At 50.9% G+C, this 21,038-nt stretch carries 19 protein-coding genes; 9 read left to right on the top strand and 10 right to left on the bottom strand.

The annotated features are described in order from the left end of the window. Positions 1 to 20: 20 nt before the first annotated feature. The gene (gene ivbL / locus OGV57_RS23315) at positions 21 to 119 is read right to left on the bottom strand and encodes an ilvB operon leader peptide IvbL (protein WP_003827118.1); all 99 of its coding nucleotides are present in this window, start codon (positions 117 to 119) and stop codon (positions 21 to 23) included. 521 nt (positions 120 to 640) lie between these two features. Between ivbL and tisB the strand changes: the two genes are divergently transcribed. The 3 genes from tisB to emrD all read left to right on the top strand — a co-directional run bounded on the left by tisB (position 641) and on the right by emrD (position 3,065). Next, entirely contained in the window at positions 641 to 730 is a 90-nt protein-coding gene (gene tisB / locus OGV57_RS23320) for a type I toxin-antitoxin system toxin TisB (protein WP_003840643.1), read from the top strand. 123 nt (positions 731 to 853) lie between these two features. Continuing rightward, positions 854 to 1,687, top strand: a complete 834-nt coding sequence (locus tag OGV57_RS23325) for an EamA family transporter (RefSeq protein ID WP_032937131.1) — start codon at positions 854 to 856, stop codon at positions 1,685 to 1,687. A 193-nt stretch (positions 1,688 to 1,880) separates the two neighbouring features. Further along, on the top strand, positions 1,881 to 3,065 hold the full coding sequence (gene emrD, locus OGV57_RS23330) for a multidrug efflux MFS transporter EmrD (RefSeq protein WP_003023905.1): 1,185 nt from the start codon (positions 1,881 to 1,883) through the stop codon (positions 3,063 to 3,065). Here emrD and OGV57_RS23335 read toward each other — a convergent pair. Both OGV57_RS23335 and dsdC read right to left on the bottom strand, forming a co-directional pair. After that, positions 2,992 to 4,074: a cellulase family glycosylhydrolase gene (locus OGV57_RS23335; RefSeq protein ID WP_054528931.1), complete on the bottom strand. Its 1,083-nt coding sequence runs from the start codon at positions 4,072 to 4,074 to the stop codon at positions 2,992 to 2,994. The genes emrD and OGV57_RS23335 overlap by 74 nt on opposite strands. Before the next feature lie 78 nt (positions 4,075 to 4,152). Then, the gene (gene dsdC / locus OGV57_RS23340; protein WP_003840637.1) at positions 4,153 to 5,079 is read right to left on the bottom strand and encodes a DNA-binding transcriptional regulator DsdC; all 927 of its coding nucleotides are present in this window, start codon (positions 5,077 to 5,079) and stop codon (positions 4,153 to 4,155) included. A gap of 229 nt (positions 5,080 to 5,308) precedes the next feature. On the opposite strand from dsdC, the gene dsdX reads away from it, so the two are divergent. Together dsdX and dsdA are read left to right on the top strand one after the other, a co-directional pair. Next, positions 5,309 to 6,646, top strand: coding sequence for a D-serine transporter DsdX (gene dsdX, locus OGV57_RS23345; RefSeq protein WP_003023897.1), 1,338 nt, complete (start codon positions 5,309 to 5,311; stop codon positions 6,644 to 6,646). A gap of 17 nt (positions 6,647 to 6,663) precedes the next feature. Beyond that, a complete protein-coding gene (gene dsdA, locus OGV57_RS23350; RefSeq protein ID WP_048217036.1) occupies positions 6,664 to 7,986 on the top strand; it encodes a D-serine ammonia-lyase in 1,323 nt (440 codons plus the stop codon). 2 nt (positions 7,987 to 7,988) lie between these two features. Here the strand turns inward: dsdA and OGV57_RS23355 are convergent, their stop codons facing one another. The 5 genes from OGV57_RS23355 to OGV57_RS23375 form a co-directional block, all read right to left on the bottom strand. Beyond that, positions 7,989 to 9,101, bottom strand: coding sequence for an anaerobic sulfatase maturase (locus OGV57_RS23355; RefSeq protein WP_157844753.1), 1,113 nt, complete (start codon positions 9,099 to 9,101; stop codon positions 7,989 to 7,991). Beyond that, positions 9,098 to 9,460: a DUF202 domain-containing protein gene (locus OGV57_RS23360; RefSeq protein ID WP_003840628.1), complete on the bottom strand. Its 363-nt coding sequence runs from the start codon at positions 9,458 to 9,460 to the stop codon at positions 9,098 to 9,100. Before OGV57_RS23360 ends, OGV57_RS23355 begins: the two co-directional genes overlap by 4 nt. Further along, positions 9,450 to 9,797 (bottom strand): YidH family protein, encoded by a 348-nt coding sequence (locus OGV57_RS23365; protein WP_003840625.1) that lies wholly within the window; start codon positions 9,795 to 9,797, stop codon positions 9,450 to 9,452. Before OGV57_RS23365 ends, OGV57_RS23360 begins: the two co-directional genes overlap by 11 nt. 98 nt (positions 9,798 to 9,895) lie before the next feature. After that, a complete protein-coding gene (locus tag OGV57_RS23370) occupies positions 9,896 to 11,389 on the bottom strand; it encodes a sulfatase-like hydrolase/transferase (RefSeq protein WP_003844451.1) in 1,494 nt (497 codons plus the stop codon). Next, a complete protein-coding gene (locus OGV57_RS23375; RefSeq protein ID WP_032937290.1) occupies positions 11,386 to 13,101 on the bottom strand; it encodes a solute:sodium symporter family transporter in 1,716 nt (571 codons plus the stop codon). The genes OGV57_RS23370 and OGV57_RS23375 overlap by 4 nt, the downstream gene beginning before the upstream one ends. Before the next feature lie 168 nt (positions 13,102 to 13,269). Between OGV57_RS23375 and OGV57_RS23380 the strand changes: the two genes are divergently transcribed. After that, on the top strand, positions 13,270 to 14,133 hold the full coding sequence (locus tag OGV57_RS23380; protein WP_032937126.1) for an AraC family transcriptional regulator: 864 nt from the start codon (positions 13,270 to 13,272) through the stop codon (positions 14,131 to 14,133). A gap of 88 nt (positions 14,134 to 14,221) precedes the next feature. Here OGV57_RS23380 and OGV57_RS23385 read toward each other — a convergent pair whose 3' ends face one another. Continuing rightward, positions 14,222 to 15,637 (bottom strand): aryl-sulfate sulfotransferase, encoded by a 1,416-nt coding sequence (locus OGV57_RS23385; RefSeq protein WP_054528909.1) that lies wholly within the window; start codon positions 15,635 to 15,637, stop codon positions 14,222 to 14,224. A gap of 461 nt (positions 15,638 to 16,098) precedes the next feature. Between OGV57_RS23385 and OGV57_RS23390 the strand changes: the two genes are divergently transcribed. The 3 genes from OGV57_RS23390 to OGV57_RS23400 are packed head-to-tail and all read left to right on the top strand — an operon-like array spanning position 16,099 to position 19,275. After that, positions 16,099 to 17,424: a PTS sugar transporter subunit IIC gene (locus OGV57_RS23390; RefSeq protein WP_054528910.1), complete on the top strand. Its 1,326-nt coding sequence runs from the start codon at positions 16,099 to 16,101 to the stop codon at positions 17,422 to 17,424. 27 nt (positions 17,425 to 17,451) lie between these two features. Next, positions 17,452 to 17,781: a PTS sugar transporter subunit IIB gene (locus OGV57_RS23395; protein WP_003844441.1), complete on the top strand. Its 330-nt coding sequence runs from the start codon at positions 17,452 to 17,454 to the stop codon at positions 17,779 to 17,781. 9 nt (positions 17,782 to 17,790) lie between these two features. Beyond that, positions 17,791 to 19,275, top strand: coding sequence for a sulfatase (locus OGV57_RS23400; protein ID WP_003844439.1), 1,485 nt, complete (start codon positions 17,791 to 17,793; stop codon positions 19,273 to 19,275). Here OGV57_RS23400 and OGV57_RS23405 read toward each other — a convergent pair. Next, positions 19,272 to 20,933 carry a putative transporter gene (locus OGV57_RS23405; protein ID WP_044714262.1) on the bottom strand — a complete coding sequence of 554 codons (1,662 nt, stop codon included), beginning with the start codon at positions 20,931 to 20,933 and terminating at the stop codon, positions 19,272 to 19,274. The two genes, OGV57_RS23400 and OGV57_RS23405, sit on opposite strands and share 4 nt — an antisense overlap. Positions 20,934 to 21,038 lie beyond the last annotated feature (105 nt).

Below are 21,038 nucleotides of genomic sequence, written 5' to 3' on the forward strand. Positions count from 1 at the left end.
ATCGTGTGTTGATTCGGACCCTACGGCGCATTGCCGACGACCACCACCACACGCACGACGACCGCTGCGCGAGATGGCGCAGTTTTTAGTAGGGTCGCAGTCAGCATGGAAGGGTTCATTAGGGACCTGTCTGTTTGTTGATTAACTGGATTTATACAAACACAGGTTTTTCAGCGTGACAATGGAAAAATTTTCATCTGCACAAAAATGCTTCAACGATCACATTTAATTGTATGTCGTGCAAAAACAAAAAACCCCGCCGGAGCGAGGTTTTTTCAGCGTTGTGCGGTTGGTAGCCGCCGAACACACTGTGTTATGTCAACGAAAAAAGTATACGCGTTCTACGAAGAACACGCAATTTCGGCACGAATTTTGATGTTTTTGAGTATGGAACATGAATAGCGTAACGTCCATAAAATACTGTTAATTTATACAGTATTTATCTATAATGTCTCGGTACGCAATGTGTTATGCGGGGGCCGCATCGTAAACCGGCGCATCAAAGTCCTGGCTGAAACGGGTGGTGCCGTCAGCGCCTTAACCCCCGCGTGAGCACACTGTGTTATGTCAACAAAGGTGCTGGCAACAGGCAGCGGCGAGGTACGTCAGCACCGTGCTCCTTGTACCAAAAGGAGAGCGTATGAGCCTCGTGGATATCGCTATTCTTATCCTCAAACTCATTGTTGCAGCACTGCAACTCCTTGATGCCGTTCTGAAATACATTAAGTAATTCAGATTCAAGTCGCACCTAAGGGGGGCGGATAACACTCCGCTCCCCTTTCACCTTCTCCCTGGTGCTTGTATCGCGTCAATATGTTACGTTTTTATGACATCCTCAGGGAAGAATTCCGCCATGACGCTTTCTGTTTTCTGCATTTTGCTGTTCGCCGCACTGCTGCATGCCAGCTGGAATGCCATCGTAAAAGCGGGAAACGACAAGCTGTACTCGGCGATCAGCGTCAGCGGAACCGCTGCGATTATGGCGCTGATTTGTTTACCCTTTGCGCCGCAACCCTCTGCCGCCAGCCTGCCGTTTTTGGCTGTCTCAACCGCATTACAGGTGGTCTATACCGTCCTGGTCGCTAAAACCTATCAGGTTTCGGATATGAGCCAGACCTATCCTCTGATGCGCGGCACAGCGCCACTGCTGGTCGCGATTATCAGCGTCCTGTTTCTTGGCGATAGCCTTTCGCTACTCGCCTGGGTGGGGATTGCCACCATCTGTCTGGCTATTCTCGGGATGGCATTTAACGGACGCAGCGGTTCGCAACGCGGGATTATCCTGGCGCTCATTAACGCCTGCTTTATCGCCGGTTATACGCTGGTTGATGGCACCGGCGTACGTTTATCAGAAACCACGCTGGGCTACACGCTGTGGACCTTCTTTCTGAACGGCTCCTGCCTGCTGGGCTGGGCGATGATCGCCAGACGCCGGGAAGCGTCACGTTATCTGGTACAGCAGTGGAAAAAAGGTATTCTTGGTGGCATTGGCACAATGGGTTCTTACGGCCTGGCGCTGTGGGCTATGACCCAGGCTCCGTTGGCGGTAGTCGCGGCACTGCGTGAAACCTCTATCCTGTTTGGCGCGCTGCTCGCGTGGCTGCTACTGAAAGAGAAGGTTGCCGGAATACGTCTTGTCGCGGCTGCAGGTATTGCCGTAGGCGCAGTTTTACTACGCTTATCATGATCGCGTTGTAAACCCGATGCAATCCGGCAACATTTGTTGCCGCTTTTTGTTTACATTTCCTGCCGTCCATCACATAAACATTCCAGCCCACTATCTGGCCTTCTTTTTCTGTTGTGGTAGATTCCACGCGCATTTACGGGAAAGTGCAGCACCTTATTCTTCTTTTTTCTCTTTTTTAAAAGTAATCAGCGAAATGAAAAGGCATAGAAGCGTCAATTTGTTGTTGATGTTGGTATTACTGGTGGCGGTAGGTCAGATGGCGCAAACCATTTATATCCCCGCGATTGCTGATATGGCGCGTGAACTGAACGTTCGCGAAGGGGCGGTGCAAAGCGTAATGGCCGCCTATCTGTTGACCTATGGTCTATCACAACTGGTTTACGGTCCCCTTTCAGACCGCGTTGGCCGCCGCCCGGTTATCCTCGCCGGGATGTCTATTTTTATGCTGGCCACGCTGGTCGCGATTACCACGCATAGCCTGACGGTACTGATTATCGCCAGTGCCATCCAGGGGATGGGAACGGGCGTCGGCGGAGTGATGGCGCGAACGTTACCGCGCGATCTGTACGAAGGCACGCAACTGCGCCACGCCAATAGTCTGTTAAACATGGGGATTCTGGTCAGTCCGCTGTTAGCTCCGCTGATTGGCGGTGTGCTGGATACAGTGTGGAACTGGCGCGCCTGCTATATTTTTCTGTTGATTCTGTGTGCGGGCGTGACGTTTAGCATGGCACGCTGGATGCCGGAAACGCGCCCTGCAGGTGCGCCGCGTCCACGGCTGATCGCCAGCTACAAAACCCTGTTTGGTAATAGCGCTTTCACCTGTTACGTGCTGATGTTGATCGGTGGTCTGGCGGGTGTTGCGGTCTTTGAGGCCTGCTCCGGAGTATTATTGGGCGCACGTCTCGGTCTAAGCAGCATGGTGGTCAGTATCCTGTTTATCCTGCCCATCCCGGCGGCGTTTTTCGGCGCATGGTTCGCCGGTCGCCCGAATAAACGTTTCTCGACGCTAATGTGGCAGTCGGTGACCTGCTGTCTGGTAGCGGGTTTAATGATGTGGATCCCAGGGCTGTTTGACGTGATGAACGTCTGGACGCTGCTGGTTCCTGCCGCACTGTTTTTCTTCGGCGCCGGAATGTTGTTTCCGCTGGCAACCAGCGGTGCAATGGAGCCTTTCCCGTTCCTGGCAGGCACGGCCGGCGCGCTGGTTGGGGGATTACAGAACATTGGTTCCGGCGTGCTGGCGTGGTTCTCTGCCATGCTGCCGCAGACCGGGCAAGCCAGTCTGGGCCTGCTGATGACCCTTATGGGGCTGTTGATTTTTGTTTGCTGGCTTCCGCTGGCGTCACGCGTGTCGCATCAGGGACAGGCGGTTTAAGCGTATGATGGCCCGGCTTATCGCCGGGCTTTTCGCATTCTGGCGCGATAATCGTCGTCAGTAACGGTTCCAGCGCCGGACGCCAGGCCCCCTCCTCACCATCATAGAACTGCGTATCCGCATTGATAGCATAGGGAATTTTCGCTTTTTTCAGCTCGCACGCCATAAAGCGGGCAAACGCCATTTGCGAGGCAGAAGGCGCGTTTTTGACGGTTTCTCCCAGCGACCAGCCCCCTACCCAACTGACATGCCCGGTTTTCTGTTGCCAATGAATGGCAGTATTGATACGGGCGCGAATGGCGGCCTTTTCTGCCGCAGTCCCTGAGGTCCACGGATATTTGCCGTTATTTTTCAGCGGTCCCCACGGAAAAATATGCCATTGGGCCAGCACCGTATTCTGACTTTGCGGCGGCAGCTTTAGGTTGGCCAAATCTTCCGGAGCGGCATGCAGTTTCGGCGCGATAAAAATCATTCGCTGTGGATCGATGGCATGGATGGTTCGAATGGTTTTGTCATACACGCGATTGAGCGACGCCTGATTATGGTTGAGCTTATCAGAGGGGTCGTAGATCAGGTCAAAACCCAGCAACGGCGAGCGTTGACCAAAGTAATGCGCCACCGCCACCCACCAGTTAACCACCTCTTTTTCGTTCCCGGCGCTGGGGTCTTTTTTATATTCGTCTGCCTGATAGGCAATGATCGGGATCACGCCATACTGCTCGCAGGCTTCCACCAGCTTGCGCAGATGAATCAGCCGCGCCTCCGTAGGCTCGCCCGCTACGCGAATGCGTACGTGGGCCAACCCTTTCGCCTTGTAGTCCCGCACTACCAGCGGATCGAATTCACGGATACCCCGATCGGTGCGCGCCCAATCTACGTCCATCCCAACGCCAAGCTGCTGTGCATACTGCGCCGCCGTCAGCGCAGGTTGCGCGGCACACACGGTGGCGCTGGCCAACAGTAAAAGGGAAACAATCGGCTTTAACACGGTCGTCCTTACGCAAATCATCAGGAGTGATATCACGTATTTAGCACGCTTTTTCACTTTCCGTGTAGAGAGAAAGCGTAAAAAATATTCGCGGTCCGCTTATTTTACCTGCTCCTGAAGCCAGCTAATAAACGCCTCGATTTTCGGCCACTGCCTGCCGGGCAGCGTGGTGATGTAGTAATGCTGATGGCATTTCAGCGCCATATCGCCAAAAGGCGCGACCAGTTCTCCACTGTCGAGACGTTTTTGCACCAGACGCTTTCGGCCCATCGCCACGCCGATATGGTTCATGGCGGCAATTACCGCTAAATCAGAACGATCGAAACCAATCCCCGATGATGTCGGCAAATTCGCCGTAAAATGCTGCGCCCAGCTGTGCCATTCATCGGTTCCTGAGTCGTTACTCCATGCCTGTCTGTCGTGCAGCAAGGTGCAGTGCGGCAAATTCACTAACGAACCGGTAAGGTCATGGCGGCGAGCGTAGTCCGGGCTGCATACCGGTAGGATCTCTTCATCCATCAGGAAGTGGTGCGTAAGCTGCGCGGAGGGCGCATCATCAAAATAGATAGCCAGATCGACCCCGGCACGCTGCAGATTGACGTTGTCGTTTCCGGTCAGGATGGTCAGTGAAATTGACGGGTAGCGACGGGTAAAGTCACCGAGCGCCGGAACCAGCCAGCACTGGGCGATAGAAGGTCGAGAGTAAACGGTGAGCGTCCCGGACAACTCCTGATTTTTAATATCGAGGATTTCCTGATTCAGCGTATCCAGCGACGATTTCAGCGCCCAGAACACCCGCTTACCCTCGTGGGTGAGTTCCACTTTACGGTGCGAACGGACAAACAGCTGAATGCCCAGCTCATCTTCCAGTTGATTAATGCGATGGCTGACGGCGCTGGGGCTTAACGACAGCTCATCTGCCGCCAGCGCAAACGACTGATGCCGGGCCGCCACTTCAAAAGTATACAGCTTTGACAACTGCCAGCCATTGAGCAGCCGGTTTCTGACCTCGCGTAGGGGATCCAAACTCACCTCCTGTCCTCCTGATTCATTCGCCGGAGTGTAAAAAACTTCGCTGCAAAAATCAGCATAAAGATGAATCAAGGTGAACCATATCGCATAAACATAGCGTAATTAGACGTAAATCACTCACTTGATGCAATCTGGCTCATGTGAAAGGAGATTTATATCGTTTGTCAGACGGTGCCTTATTTTTGTCCAATAACCTTATATTAATCACAGGGCAAGGTGAGCTATGCACTCTCAAATCTGGGTTGTGAGCACGCTGCTGATAAGCATCGTGTTAATCGTTTTGACCATCGTGAAGTTCAAATTCCACCCGTTTCTGGCGCTGCTGTTAGCCAGTTTCTTCGTGGGTACGATGATGGGGATGGGGCCGCTGGATATGGTCAATGCCATTGAGAGCGGCATCGGCGGTACGCTGGGCTTCCTCGCGGCGGTTATCGGCCTTGGGACCATTCTGGGCAAAATGATGGAAGTGTCCGGCGCGGCCGAACGCATCGGTCTGACGCTGCAGCGCTGCCGCTGGCTTTCAGCGGATGTCATTATGGTGCTGGTCGGGCTGATTTGCGGGATCACGCTGTTCGTTGAGGTCGGCGTGGTGCTGTTGATTCCACTGGCCTTTTCGATTGCTAAAAAAACCAATACCTCATTACTGAAGCTGGCGATTCCGCTGTGTACGGCGCTGATGGCGGTACACTGCGTCGTACCTCCGCATCCGGCCGCCCTGTTCGTGGCTAATAAGCTGGGCGCAGACATTGGCACCGTGATTGTCTACGGCTTACTGGTGGGTTTAATGGCTTCGCTTGTCGGTGGGCCGCTGTACCTGAAATTCCTCGGTAACCGTCTGCCATTTAAACCGGTACCGGCTGAGTTTTCCGACCTGAAAGTGCGTGATGAAAGCACGCTGCCATCGCTGGGCGCGACGCTGTTTACCGTACTGCTGCCGATTGGCCTGATGCTGGTCAAAACCGTCGCTGAGCTGAACATGGCGAAAGGCAGCACGGTGTATACGCTGCTGGAGTTTATTGGTAACCCGATCACCGCGATGTTTATCGCCGTTTTCGTAGCCTATTACATTCTCGGTCTGCGTCAGCACATCGGTATGGGTGCGCTGCTGACCCACACCGAAAACGGTTTTGGCTCGATTGCTAACATTTTGCTGATTATAGGCGCAGGCGGCGCATTCAACGCTATTCTCAAGAGCAGCGGGCTGGCGGATACTCTGGCGCTGATCCTCTCAAACATGCATATGCACCCGATTCTACTGGCATGGCTGGTCGCTCTGATTCTGCATGCGGCGGTAGGCTCTGCCACGGTGGCGATGATGGGCGCAACGGCAATCGTTGCCCCGATGCTACCGCTGTATCCCAACGTTAGCCCGGAGATCATCGCCATTGCCATCGGTTCCGGCGCTATTGGCTGCACGATCGTCACCGATTCCCTGTTCTGGCTGGTGAAGCAGTATTGCGGCGCCACCCTGAATGAAACGTTCAAATACTATACGACCGCGACATTTATCGCGTCCGTTATTGCACTGGCTTGCACATTCCTGCTTTCCTTTATTATCTAAGCGCGAAGAGACTGACTATGGAAAACATTCAAACACTTATCGCCCAGCATCCTTTAGTGGAAGATCTGGTGGCTCTGAAAGAGACAACCTGGTTTAACCCTGGCACCACCTCTCTTGCGGAAGGTTTACCGTATGTTGGCCTGACAGCACACGACGTTGAGGACGCCCACGCGCGTCTGACGCGCTTCGCACCGTATCTGGCGCAGGCCTTCCCGGAAACTGCCGCCACTGGGGGCATTATCGAATCTGAGCTGGCCGCAATCCCTGCCATGCAAAAACGGTTGGAAAAAGAGTTCGGGCAGCACATTAACGGCGAACTCCTGCTGAAGAAAGACAGCCATTTGCCGATTTCAGGTTCGATTAAAGCGCGTGGCGGCATTTATGAAGTACTGACCCATGCGGAAAAACTGGCGTTGGAAGCCGGTCTGCTGACCACCAAAGACGATTACCGCGTTCTGCTTTCGCCGGAGTTCAAACAGTTTTTCAGCCAGTACAGCATCGCGGTTGGCTCCACCGGCAACCTGGGGATGTCGATTGGTATCATGAGTGCCCGCATCGGCTTTAACGTCACGGTGCATATGTCTGCCGACGCCCGCGCGTGGAAAAAAGCCAAGCTACGCAGCCACGGCGTGACGGTGGTGGAGTACGAAGAAGATTACGGCGTGGCGGTTGAACAAGGTCGTAAGGCGGCGCAGTCCGATCCGAACTGCTTCTTTATCGATGATGAAAATTCCCGCACGCTATTTTTAGGCTATGCGGTCGCCGGTCAGCGTCTGAAAGCGCAGTTTGCGCAGCAGGGACGCACGGTGGATTCAGACCATCCACTGTTTGTTTACCTGCCTTGCGGCGTCGGTGGCGGCCCTGGCGGCGTGGCATTTGGCCTGAAGCTGGCATTCGGCGATAACGTGCACTGCTTCTTCGCTGAACCGACTCATTCACCGTGCATGCTGCTGGGGATTTACACCGGGCTGCACGATACCATTTCCGTACAGGACATCGGTATCGACAACCTGACGGCGGCGGATGGGCTGGCGGTGGGTCGCGCATCGGGCTTTGTTGGCCGGGCGATGGAACGTCTGCTCGACGGTCTGTACACCCTGGACGATCAGACAATGTACGATATGCTGGGCTGGCTGGCGCAGGAAGAAGGCATTCGTCTTGAGCCGTCGGCGCTGGCAGGCATGGCTGGCCCTCAGCACGTTTGTGCCTCCACGGATTACCAGCAGATGCATGGCTTCAACGCGGATCAGCTCAATAACGCCACCCATCTGGTGTGGGCGACCGGCGGCGGCATGGTGCCGGAAACCGAGATGGCGCAATACCTGGCGAAAGGGCGCTAATCTCAGCGCAGCATCGCCATCAGCTCCATCGGTGAGCGATGCTGCTTAATGAGATCGCGCATAACTCGCATATGCGGCGCGGTATGATTGAAAAAAGCGCTGTATCCACCGCAAATCGCACTCTTTCCATTTCTGCCACGGTGCTTAGGACAGTCGCCGTGGCAAAAACGCAGCAGTGAACACGCCTGACATTCCGCGCTCAGCGTGGTTCTCTTGGACTGACCAAATTCCCCTGCCCGAGGGCTGGCATTGAGCTCACCCAGCGATGTGTGATGAATATTACCCAAGCGATAATCAGGGTAAACATAGTGATCGCACTGATACAAATCGCCATTCGCTTCCAGGGCAAAAGCATGCCCACAGGTAGAGCTTAGCGAACACATCTGCGCCGGATGCCCGCACCATACCCCGAGGGTTGAATCGAATAACTGGACGAATACACGGCCAATATCTTCTCTGACCCAGATATCAAAGACGGAATTCAGAAAGGTTCCCCATGCCTGCGGCGGGACCGAGTCGGCGGTAAGCTCGCCTTTTTCATCATATTCAACCAGCGGAATGAACTGCAAAAACGGCGTGCCGCACTGGCGAAGGTAACGATACATTTGTCCGGGCTGCTGGCTGTTCAGGCGGTTAATCACTACCAACAGATTGAACTCCACCTGATACTCACGAAGTCTGGCAATGGCCTCCACCACCTTATGGTGCGTCGGTTTTCCGCTGCGGTTAACGCGATAAGCATCATGCAACTCGGCCGGGCCATCCAGGGAAATCCCAACCAGCCAGCCGTTATCGCGTAAAAACTGACACCATTCGTCATTGAGCAAAATTCCGTTGGTCTGGAAAGCGTTATGGATTTGCTTCCCTTCCCCGTACTGTTTTTGCAACGCCACCACGCGGCGAAAAAAGTCGATCCCACAAAGAGTCGGCTCACCGCCCTGCCAAGCGAACATCACTTCGGACCCCGGCTGCGCGGCGATATGCTGGCGAATAAACGTCTCTAAGGTAGCGTCATCCATTGTGGGTTGAGTGGGTTTCTCAATGTAAAAACAGTAGCGACAATCGAGGTTACAACGAGAGCTGGCCGGCTTGGCCATGACCTGACATCCTGTCATGCTAAATTCCCGATAAATGCCATAAGTTGGCGGACATGCGCTACAGCAAACAGTATTGCGAGGGATAACACCGCGAGGGAGATCATAAATTTGTCACGCACCGCATGAGATTCAGAAAAATCGCTATGACTGACATCCATCAGGTTGCGGCTACGGGTATAACGCCAGAGAACGATTGCCACCAGCGCCAGCACTACAATTGAAACCCAAAACAGGAACCCCGTCTGATGCCAGTTGTGCTTTAGCGCCAGCGCCATTAACGCGCCATAGCCCAACAACGTGCGAAACCAGGCCAGCGAGGTACGTTCCGGTTGTAACCCTGGATCGGCGATCCGTCGCGATTTACGGCTATCCGGCATACAGTACCAGTCCCATGACAATCACCGCGACGATCATCAAAATCAGGCTGATGATTAACAGGCTATGGGTGTACGGCAAGTCCTCTTTCAGACGCATTGCCTTTTCATTGCGCAGCCAGCGCAGGTAACCATAAATCGCCAGGCCACCGGCAAACAGGCACAACAACAGCGCCAGCAGTTCACGAATTACCGGCGTGGCAAAATCCGGGGCCAGTTGGTCAAGACCCACACCCGCCGCCAGAAACCCCAGCGAGGTGCGGATCCACGCCAGAAAAGTACGTTCATTTGCCAACGAGAAGCGGTAATCCGGCGCTTCACCAAGGCGGGAAATCTTCATCCAAACTCCTCTGGTTGTCATTGCCGGATGGTGGCTCGCGCCTTATCCGGCCTACAAGTAAGTGCAAATAAGGATATTTGCGCCAACTGGCATTGTAGTCAGAACTTCTGCTTTTTCTCTTCCACTTTTACGCCCCGGGTCGGTAAACCGGTGTCGTAATCGCGTACTACCGGAGAATAGCCGTCTTCAGGGCGCGGGCGAAAAGCGCCCATCCAGCGCGGTGCGGCATCAGGTCGCCACGGACGCAAACTCCATTGATAAGTGCGGAACGGATCGCGGATTTTATCCATGTAGTCCAGCAGCGCGTCGTGCATCTGGCAACGAACGTCGGCCAATTGTGGCGAATCAATCAGATTGTGTAGCTCATCAGGATCGTTACGCCTGTCGTAAAGCTCATCGCTGGTAAACAGATTTAATACCAGTTTCCAGTCGTCCGTCACCCAGCAGCGTACCGGAATAAATCCGCCAAAACTGTCATGTTCAATCTCATAACGGTTGAACTCCACCATCACACCGCGCGGCTTTTCAACGGCAAGAATGTTTTCACCCGGCAGGATTTGCGGCTTCTCAATACCCGCCAGCGCCATCATCGTCGGCAGCAGATCGATATGGCTGACCGGCGTGTCTACCTGCATAGACTCTCCCTGCGGCGGGCGCATAATCAGTGGAATTCGTGTGATATCGTCATACATCGCGGCCCCTTTACTGATGAGCTTATGCGCCCCCATCATCTCACCATGATCGGAGGTATAAATGACCCAGGTATTCTCTCGCTGTTGCGGCGTTAAGGCATTGATCACCCTACCTATCTGATCATCAACAAAGTCGTTGCAGGCAAAATAGAGCGGATGGTGATAGCGCCCGTCATCGCCAACCGGGGATGGCATGGCTTGCGACCATAGACGATGGTGCTCGGGCTTATCATGCAAAGCATCGTGGGCTTTCGCACCGAGATCGTAATAAAAATCCTGATATTTCTGCAAATACTCGACCGGACAGGTAAACGGATGGTGCGGCTCATCATAGGAAACAACCATCAGGAACGGTTCCTCGGCACGCGCAGGCTGATGGAGGAAATCGACCGCCCGGTTACTGATGCGGTGCGCCCAGGTAAAGGTTTCATCGATATTGTTGGCTAACAGATCCTCCACGCTATTGAGCCCGTTACGCCACAAACCGATCTCTGCGTCAGTCAGTTCCGCGAGGTAATTGGCTCCATCATACCAGTAATCAACATCCCACTCGGGCGGACATTCGCCGGTCCCAAAGTAGTCATGTCCGTCGAGATGCCACTTGCCGATGTAGCACGTGTGATAGCCCGCATCTTTAAAATAGCGCCCCATGGTGGAGATATTTTTCCCCGGCGCGACATTATTGGTCCACGGCCCGGACTGGTTGGCATAAATCCCGGTAAACAGCCCCGCGCGGGCCGGCGTACACACCGGTGAACAGGTATAGGCCGAGTTAAAGCGAATACCTTCCGCTGCAAGACTATCAATATTATTGGTGTTCAGCGGTTTACCGCTGTAGCAGCCGACCATATTGGTCGCCTGGGTATCGGTCATAATGAACAGAAAATTGGGCCGGGTCATGCTTCATCCTTAGCGTCATGGACACATTGTGCAGTCGCGTTACGCCGCGTCTGCCAACTGCTGTAAATCAAATAAATTGCGACTGCCACCGTAATGGCGTAGCTGAGGATCGTCAGCCAGCGAGAGTTGTAGCCACCAAACTGCGCCAGACCGGAATAAACGCCAATCATCGCAAACAGGACGCCAACAGAGGCGATTTTCACGTTTTTCCACGGTTTCATGTCTACCGCGAAGGCGTCATGGAATTTAAACGGCGTGGCACGCGGCTTGATGGCACCGATAACCAGCATGACCGCCACATTGATGCAGAAAGTGCAGGCCAGTACGTAGAGGAAGTGAAAGTCGAATTTCACCAAATAGTTGATGGTGATATAGCTGACGATACCCAGCCCCATCGCCACCTTCGCAGCCAGCGCGGGGATGCGCGGAAAGAAAAATCCCATGATCACGATGGTTACCAGCGGAACGTTGTAGATCCCGTTGAGCTGCTTCATCCAGCTGTAAAGCCCCTGCGGCGCATAAGCAATCCACGGCGCGACCAGCACAGAGATCACCGCGACGATAAACCCAAAGCGGCGGCCAATGCTGACCAACTTGTCGGGACTGGCCTGCTCGTTAATCAACCGACGATAAATGCCGAGACTGAACAGCGTCGAAGCGCTGTTGAGGAAACCGCAAAATGCGCTGATGATCGCACCGAACAGCACCGCGCTGAAAAAACCGATCAGCGGCAACGGCATCACTTTGTTTACCAGCGCTGGGTAAGCCATATCTGCTTTTGGCAGATCCTGGAAAAGGTGAAAGGCGATAACGCCCGGCAATACCAGAATCAACGGATCCAGCATCTTCAGCACTGCCGTTAATAATGCTCCTTTTTGTCCTTCCGACAGACTTTTTGACGCCAAAGTACGTTGAACAATCCCCTGATTGGTACACCAGTAGAAAGTATTCACCAGAATAAGCCCGGTCAGCGCCGCGCCGATAGGTACCGGGTCGTGACTTCCGCCAATCGAGTTCAGCATCTGGCTGTGATCCTGGGTTAAACGCGTAATGCCTTCGCTCAGACTGCCTTTACCCATTGCCATTAAACCGAACAGCGGTACCATCAGACCGCCAATCACCAAACCAATACCGTTGATGACATCCGCAATGGCAATCGCCCGCATTCCGCCGACCACGGCGTACAAAATGCCACTTATCCCCAGAACCACCGCCATCAGCCAAATTGCCGTATGCTGGGAAATACCAAAAGTTTCAGTGACATGAAACATACTGTTAAAGGCGAGTGCGCCGGAGTACAAAATGATCGGCAGGAAACAAATCCCTGTGGCGATCAAAAAACAGCAGTCGATGATGATGCGGGTGGTTTTGTCATAGCGCTCTTCAATAAAATCCGGGATGGTAGCGATGCCGCGTTGCAGATAACGCGGTAAAAAAATCAGCGCCAGAAAAATAAGTGGGATCGCTGAAATCACTTCCCAGGCCATTACCGACATTCCGCTGCGGTAAGCCTGGCCGGTAAGTCCTACCAGTTGTTCCGTGGAGAGATTGGTTAGCATCAGCGATGCGGCAATCACCGGCGCTTTTAACGAACGTCCCGCCAGAAAATATCCCTGCTGCGAACCGGTATCCGCTTTGCGTAACTTCCACCAGGTGATTACCGCCACCAGCAGCGTAAAGCCCACAAAGCTTAAAATTTGTAGCGTATTCATCTCATAGCCCTTTTTTTTCATTATGTCCCGGTAGCTGTAGGGTGTAACAGGAGGTATTGCGCACCGGGTCAGGCAGTCAGATTTCTTAAAATAAAAACGTCATATCCCTGAACGGATTTTTTCTGTTAAGTTCAGGTTGTGGGCATAATTCTCCGGCGGGAAATTAAAATGAATGGAAAGATGCAAAGTTCGCATGTAAAAAACGAAACTACGTACAATATTCCCCTGTTGATTAACGAAAATGTGATCTCAAGCGGAATTTCATTGATCTCGCTGTGGCATACCTATGCCGACGAACATTACCGGGTTATTTGGCCGCGCGATAAGAAAAAGCCACTGATAGCTAATTCATGGGTTGCTGTCTATACCGTCCAGGGTTGTGGAAAAATCCTGCTAAAAGGTGGCGAACAGATTACTCTCACCGGAAACTGTATAATCTTTTTAAAACCAACCGATATACAGTCTTATCATTGCGAAGGGTTGGTATGGGAACAATACTGGATGGAGTTCACGCCAACCAGCGTAATGGATATTCCGCTACGCCAACAAAGCATTATTTATAATGGTGATATTTATAATCAGGAGCTGGCTGAAGTTTCACAATTAATTACTTCCTCAGACTCAATGATAAATAATCTGGCCGTCGCCTTTCTCACAAAAATAATTTATCAATGGATTTGTCTTATTTACGCTGAAGGTAAAAAAGACCCACAACGGATGCAAATTGAAAAACTGATTGCCACTCTGCATGCCAGCCTGCAAAAACGCTGGAGCGTAGCGGATATGGCAGCCACCATTCCCTGTAGCGAAGCCTGGCTACGCCGTCTGTTTTTACGTTATACCGGAAAAACGCCAAAAGAATACTATCTCGATGCCCGGCTGGAACTGGCGCTGTCACTGCTAAAACAGGAGGGAAATACGGTCGGACAGGTGGCAGATATGCTTAACTTTTTTGACTCGTTTCATTTCAGCAAAGCTTTTAAACACAAATTTGGCTATGCGCCGTCGGCTGTGCTGAAACATGCAAAGTGAAATGGCAACCCCATAGATGTAAGGTGGACAACCTTTTTTGGTACATCCACCTGAAAGGTGCAGAATAATGTAGTAAAAGATGAAATCGTTAGATCAGTGAGCGTAATTCCTCATACGAAAAGATGCGGCCGCGATAACCTAATCCCGTATCAATATTGTAAATAGAGAGGCCAATATTGTTATTTGTATCAAAGACGAAGAAGGATTGTTCTGCGCCAAAATAGACATTGTAATAGTCATTACCTACATCAAAGACCGACGATGTAAGCTCACTACGTTGCCCTGGAAAACTAAACTGATCCAATTGTTCTACCGTTGCAGCGGTTAAATCGACAGCAAGAATGGTAGGTAGGGAATCAAGCGCGGCTGAAGTATAAGAGACGGGATCAGATTCAATAATGCGAACCAACTCATTCCCACTCTCATCCGCACAGGAATTATTGTTAAAGAGAGAAAGGACAAACTTATTTTCACCCCGCCAGGCTTGATACTTGCTGTTTTGAGTAATAAAAACCGCATGCTCTCCGTTGGGATAGTTAAAATCGTCGATATTGACCACACTCAAATTGAGTGTGCTATTCAACACCGGAAAATCCGGATTATCAATAATCCACTCAGGATCGCCTGAGTCAATGTTCAGGCCAATAATAGTGCAGCTTGAACGTGAGTTGACGATTAACTGATTGGTTTCTTTTACATATTCGAGGCTATTAAAATGTACATCGTTGGCATCAGTATTATCCAGTACCGTGGCTCCCAAAAACTCCTGAGAGTAATCGCGCTGCCAGAGTAACCCCCCACTGGCGATGTCATATTTATAAATTACACACTCCAGCTTTTGCTCATCATTCCAGTTATCCAGCAACGAACCCAACAACCAAAGATTACCTTTCTCATCCGTAGTGATGTCGTGATGAAAACCATAGCCAGTAGGTGCGGTATAGGTTTGCGAGACGTTACCCGCCAGGTTAAAACGATACAAAGTGGGGGCAAATGCATGCTTATCAGGATCATACGTTTCACTGGCCAACGCTGACCACAACGCATTGTCTATAATCTTCAGGTTACCGTACATCCAGGGGAAGAGACCGGTAATGCGCAGATCGCCATTAATGTCATAACCATTCCAGGCACTGGTGACAAACCAGCCCTGTCCCAAGGTGCTTTCCGCCATCTCGCTGTCGTCAATATTGATTGTCAGCGCCAGAGGCACATCACCGTAGTCCTGACCCTCTGTTGAAATTGTTACCGTGAAGGTGGTGGTTTCATTGTCCGCCGTGTAAGTATTGATCTCGACAGTATTCAAATAGTCAGCATACAAGCCAACAACGATGACCTGTGTGTGAGAAGTATATTCGTCAGTACTGTAATAGAAGTCTGTATTTGATGTTTTACCATGAACAGTATAATCAAACCTTACCGCTTCTATATTTTCCAATGAAATTAATGCACAAAGTTTGTTTTGATTGTAAGGATTTATTTTCACTGTATACGTTGCTCTCATTTTCTATTCCTTTTTATAAAAAAAACAGAATGTAATGACTTTCGCAAAAACAAACCTACATCTCATGTTGGTTTTTTTATGTGGATAAGTGCACAAAATGAAACAACCAATATAAAACCACACTATTAATTCAATAAAAATAAATACCACAAATAATTAAAGCATAAATATTCAATCATGAAATATAAATAAAATACATGACTACGCAAGTTTTATTTAAAAATAAAACATAAATACAAATTAAATATATTTAAAACAATTAAATAAATGATGGTTATGATCATGGTATTTTTGCAAATTAAATCACAAAAAATCACAAACAATCTTTTAATGAGCAATTTTGATTATTAGAGTGATTTTAGATTCATAAAAATATGTCACAGAAACAAATAGTCGTCCGTTACTGAATGAGTATCACCAACTTTGATCTGGAAGCGAATATCATGGAGGTTGACTGAACTATGTTTTCTGAATTTATCGATGTAATACAATCTTTTCTAACAGAACCCGCCATTCTAATAGGATTGTTAGTCGGTTTGGGGTATGCCCTTGATAAAAAACCGCTAATTAAAATTATTACTGGTATGGTCAGCGCGATGGTTGGGTTGATGATGGTGTTATTTGGCGGCTTCCAATTTTCAGCCACCTTTAAGCCTGTCGCTGATGCAGTCAGTAAATCTTACGGTATTCATGGTTATTTAATGGATTCGTATGCCATGAAAGCCGCCACCCAAATTGCTCTCGGGGATAACTTTGGTTATGTGGGCTACGTTTTCGTGTTGGCCTTTTTCACAAACCTTTTGCTGGTATTATTTGGCCGCTATACACGTGTAAAAGGGATCTTCTTAACCGGTAACACCGGAGTTTCCCACTCGCAGGCCGTACTCTGGTTGATCGTATTCTGGTTAGGTTTTGGTTGGGTACAGTCAATCATCATTGCTGGTGTTTTAACGGGGATTTTCTGGGCCTTTGCCACAACGTTAATCGCTAAACCCGTTGCGAAAATCACCAATAATGCCGGTTTTACTATCGCCCATAATCAGATGCTCGGGATCTGGTTTTTTTCAAAATTTGCCCACCTGTTTGGCGATGCCGAAAAACAGGATGCAGAAAACATGAAGCTGCCCGGCTGGCTGGCTATTTTTAACCATAATGTAACCGCTATTGCCATTGTGATGACGCTGTTCGTCGGCGGATTTCTGCTGTCGACCGGTATTGAAAATGTTCAATTGATGGCAAAAGGTAAACCCTGGTATATCTATATTATCAACCTCGGACTGCAGTTTTCCATGTATATGGTCATTCTCCTGCAGGGTGTGAGAATGATGGTTGGGGAAATAAATGCCTCCTTTAAAGGCTGGCAAGATCGTTTAATTCCCGATGCAATTCCGGCAGTAGATGTTGCCGCTTTATTACCTTTTTCACCAAATGCAGCCACGCTTGGATTCATCTTCTGCACCTTCGGCACCATATTTTCGATGGGCATCCTGCTGATTACCAAAAGCCCTATTATGGTATTACCTGGTTTTGTGCCCCTTTTCTTCTCTGGCGGTCCTATTGGTGTTTTAGCCAACCGGATGGGAGGTTATCACTCCGTTATCATTTGTACATTCCTGCTGGGGATAATTCAAACCTTCGGCACAGTATGGGCAATTCCCTTAACAGGTCTGGCAGCAGAAGGGGTTGGCTGGACCGGAATATTTGACTGGGCGACATTATGGCCTGCCATTTGCGAATTACTAAAACTGATCGCCACTGTATTCAATCTGGGCCCTTACGCGGGCTAACTAACTTTGCATAAAAAGGATATCGTCATGAAAGACAAAATTAACCTTCTGTTTGTTTGCGGCTATGGTGTCGGGAGTAGCGTAATGTTACAGACGGTCGTCAAAAAAGCGTTGGCTAAATATGATTTCCAGTTCGAATTTGCGATGGAACATACAGCAGCAGGCGAAGTAGGTGGATTTACTGAATGGGCTGATATCTATGCCATTTCAAAAAAACTGATTGATGTCGTCAGTCTGGATCCGCGCCATGGTCAATACCTTATACCCATCGAAAATATTATGGACGGAGAAACCATTGGTAAGCAGATTTACGCGGTGATTGAGGCGCATTTCCCACACTTGTTATCTGCCCGGTAAGGAGCAGTGATGAAAGCGATTATCCTGCTATTCGACAGCCTGAATAAACATTATCTGCCACCTTATGGCGATATGATCACCCAGGCTCCCAACTTCCAACGCCTGGCCGCACACTGTACGACGTTCAACAACAGTTATGTTGGCAGCATGCCCTGTATGCCAGCCCGTCGAGAATTGCACACAGGTCGACATAACTTTTTGCACCGGGAGTGGGGACCACTGGAGCCATTTGACGACTCAATGCCAGAGTTACTGAAAAAAGCGGGGGTCTACACACATCTAATCAGTGACCATCTGCATTATTGGGAGGACGGCGGTGGTAACTATCATAACCGCTACAGCTCTTGGGAAATCATTCGTGGTCAGGAAGGCGATCACTGGAAAGCCAGTGTTGCAGATCCCGCTATTCCTGAGGTGTTACGCGTGCCCCAGAAACAGACCGGTGGAGGTGTTTCAGGGTTATGGCGACATGACTGGGTAAACCGAAATTACATACAGCAGGAAGCAGACTTCCCGCAAACCTGCGTCTTTACCGCGGGATGTGAATTCCTCGAAAAAAACGCTAAACAGGACAACTGGTTGTTGCAGGTCGAAACCTTCGATCCGCATGAACCTTTTTATACAACCGAAGAGTATCTCTCCTTGTATCAGGATCCCTGGGATGGCCCACATTACGACTGGCCCAGGGGCAAGGTTGAAGAAAGCGCAGAGGCGGTAGAGCATATTCGCTGCCGATATCGGGCCCTTGTGTCAATGTGCGATCGCAATCTGGGACGTATTCTCGACCTGATGGACCGTTTTGACATGTGGAACGACACGATGCTCATTGTCGGTACCGACCATGGTTTCCTACTTGGAGAGCATGGGTGGTGGGCAAAAAATCAGATGCCGTACTACAACGAAGTGGCAAACAATCCTTTATTTATCTGGGACCCACGTGGTGGTCAGCGGGGTGTTCAACGTAACGCTCTGGTTCAGATGATTGACTGGGCGCCGACACTATTGGAGTTCTTTAACCAACCAATCCCTGCTGATGTGCAGGGTCATCCACTGGCGAAAATCCTTGCGGATGACACTCCAGTCCGTGATGCGGCCCTGTTTGGCGTTTTCAGTGGGCATGTCAATGTCACCGATGGCCGCTATGTCTATATGCGCGCGGCGCTACCCGGACGTGAGAATGACATTGCGAACTACACCCTGATGCCAATCAAGATGAATACTCGCTTTGATGTGGCGGAATTACAGTCGTTAACACTGTCCCCTCCATTTAGCTTTACCAAAGGGGTTAAAACGTTGCGTATTCCGTCCCGAGAGAAATACCCAGGAATCAATCGCACGGGCCATTTGTTGTTCGATTTGCACACCGACCCGCAACAGCTTACGCCAATCGATGATAAAGAGGTGGAGGAGCGGATGATTGCCCTGTTGGTACGTCTACTAAAAGAGAGCGACGCTCCAGCAGAGCAATTTATTAGACTGGGTTTAACGCTTTAACCCATTCCCCAGAAGATCACCGCCAACAGTTGCGGGGTGATAATCCTCAGGAACATGACCAGCGGATAAACGGTGGCGTAGGAGAGCGCTGCCGCCCCGCTGGTGGCATGCAGGTTGTTAGCAAACGCCAGCGCAGGAGGATCGGTCATTGAGCCGGCCAGCATGCCGCACAGCGTCAGATAGTTCATTTTGGCGAAAATCCGTGCCAGCAAGCCCACGGTAATGAGCGGAATCGCGGTAATGAAAATACCGTAGCCCACCCAGCTCAGACCATCGCCTTGCGTCAGGGTATGAACAAAATCACCGCCTGACTTCAGACCAACCACCGCGAGAAACAGTACGATACCCAACTCTCGCAGCGCCAGGTTAGCGCTGGGAGGCATAAACCAGTACAGCTTACCGATGCTGCCAATACGTCCAAGAATCAAAGCCATAATCAGCGGCCCACCGGCCAGCCCCAGCTTCAACGCCACCGGGAAACCCGGGATAAACAGCGGGATTGACCCCAGCAGAACACCCAGTCCGATACCGATAAATACCGGCAGCATCTGCACCTGCTGCAGTTTTTGCTGCGCGTTACCGACAACATTAGCAACGGCGTCAATCGACGAAGGGCGCCCAACCAGATTGAGGATGTCCCCGAATTGCAGGCTAGCGTCGCTGCTGGCTACCAGTTCAACCCCCGCACGGTTCAGGCGGGAGATCACCACGTCGTAACGTTCTTTAAAGTGCAGATCGCGGATACGTTTACCCAGCACTTGTTCGTTGGTCACCACCACGCGCTCAACGCGTAAATCAGTCCCGCGCGTCGACAACGATGTGTCCACCTCCTGACCAATCACCACCTGCGCGTTGTGCAGATCGGCTGGCTGCCCGACCAGGTGTAGCAGGTCGCCCATCTGGATAACTGTCCCTGGCGACGGCACCATCAATGTCTCGTCCCGTTTCAGACGCGAGCAGATGATTTTGTCGCTGTTCAGAATCGGGACATCCTGAATTGCCATATTGTTGATGTTTGGGTTTTCCACACGGATGTTCATCGTCTGAATCAGTGCGTGCCCGTTGGTTAGCGTGGATTCATGCTGCTGGGCTTCAGCATCGACGTTAACGCGGAAAATAAGGCGCATCAGCCACATGGTGAGTAAAATTCCGCAAATGCCGAAAGGATAAGCCATGGCATAGCTCATCCCCATCTGGTCTACCACATCGCCAGGGGTACCCAGATCGCGCAGAATTTGCTGCCCGGCACCCAACGCTGGGGTATTGGTGACCGCCCCGGAGAATATACCCAGTACCACGGGAAGAGGAATGGCAAAAAGCTTATGCAGAATCGCGGTGACCAGGCCACCCATGATGACAATCAGCACGGCAAACAGATTCAGCCGCAGGCCCGAAACGCGCAATGACGCAAAAAAGCCCGGTCCGACCTGGATACCGATGGTGTAGACGAACAGGATCAGGCCAAATTCCTGAATAAAATGCAGCATATCGCCGCTCAGGGTCATCCCTGCCTGATCGACAAAATGCCCGACAATAATACCGCCGAACAGTACACCTCCGATGCCAAAACCCACACCACGTATTTTTACGTTGCCGATCCATAATCCGACAACCGCCACTAATGCCAGAACGCTGACCGTCAATGCTATATCACTCATTATCCTGTTCCCTGTGAATAACATCATTAAGTAAATGGATTCTCGCAGAGTACAGTCGCAATGTATGGGTGGTAAAGCACAAAAAAGCCCCGTCATTTCTGGCGG

It is taken from the genome of Citrobacter sp. Cf087, assembly GCF_030334285.1.
GTDB lineage: Bacteria > Pseudomonadota > Gammaproteobacteria > Enterobacterales > Enterobacteriaceae > Citrobacter > Citrobacter freundii.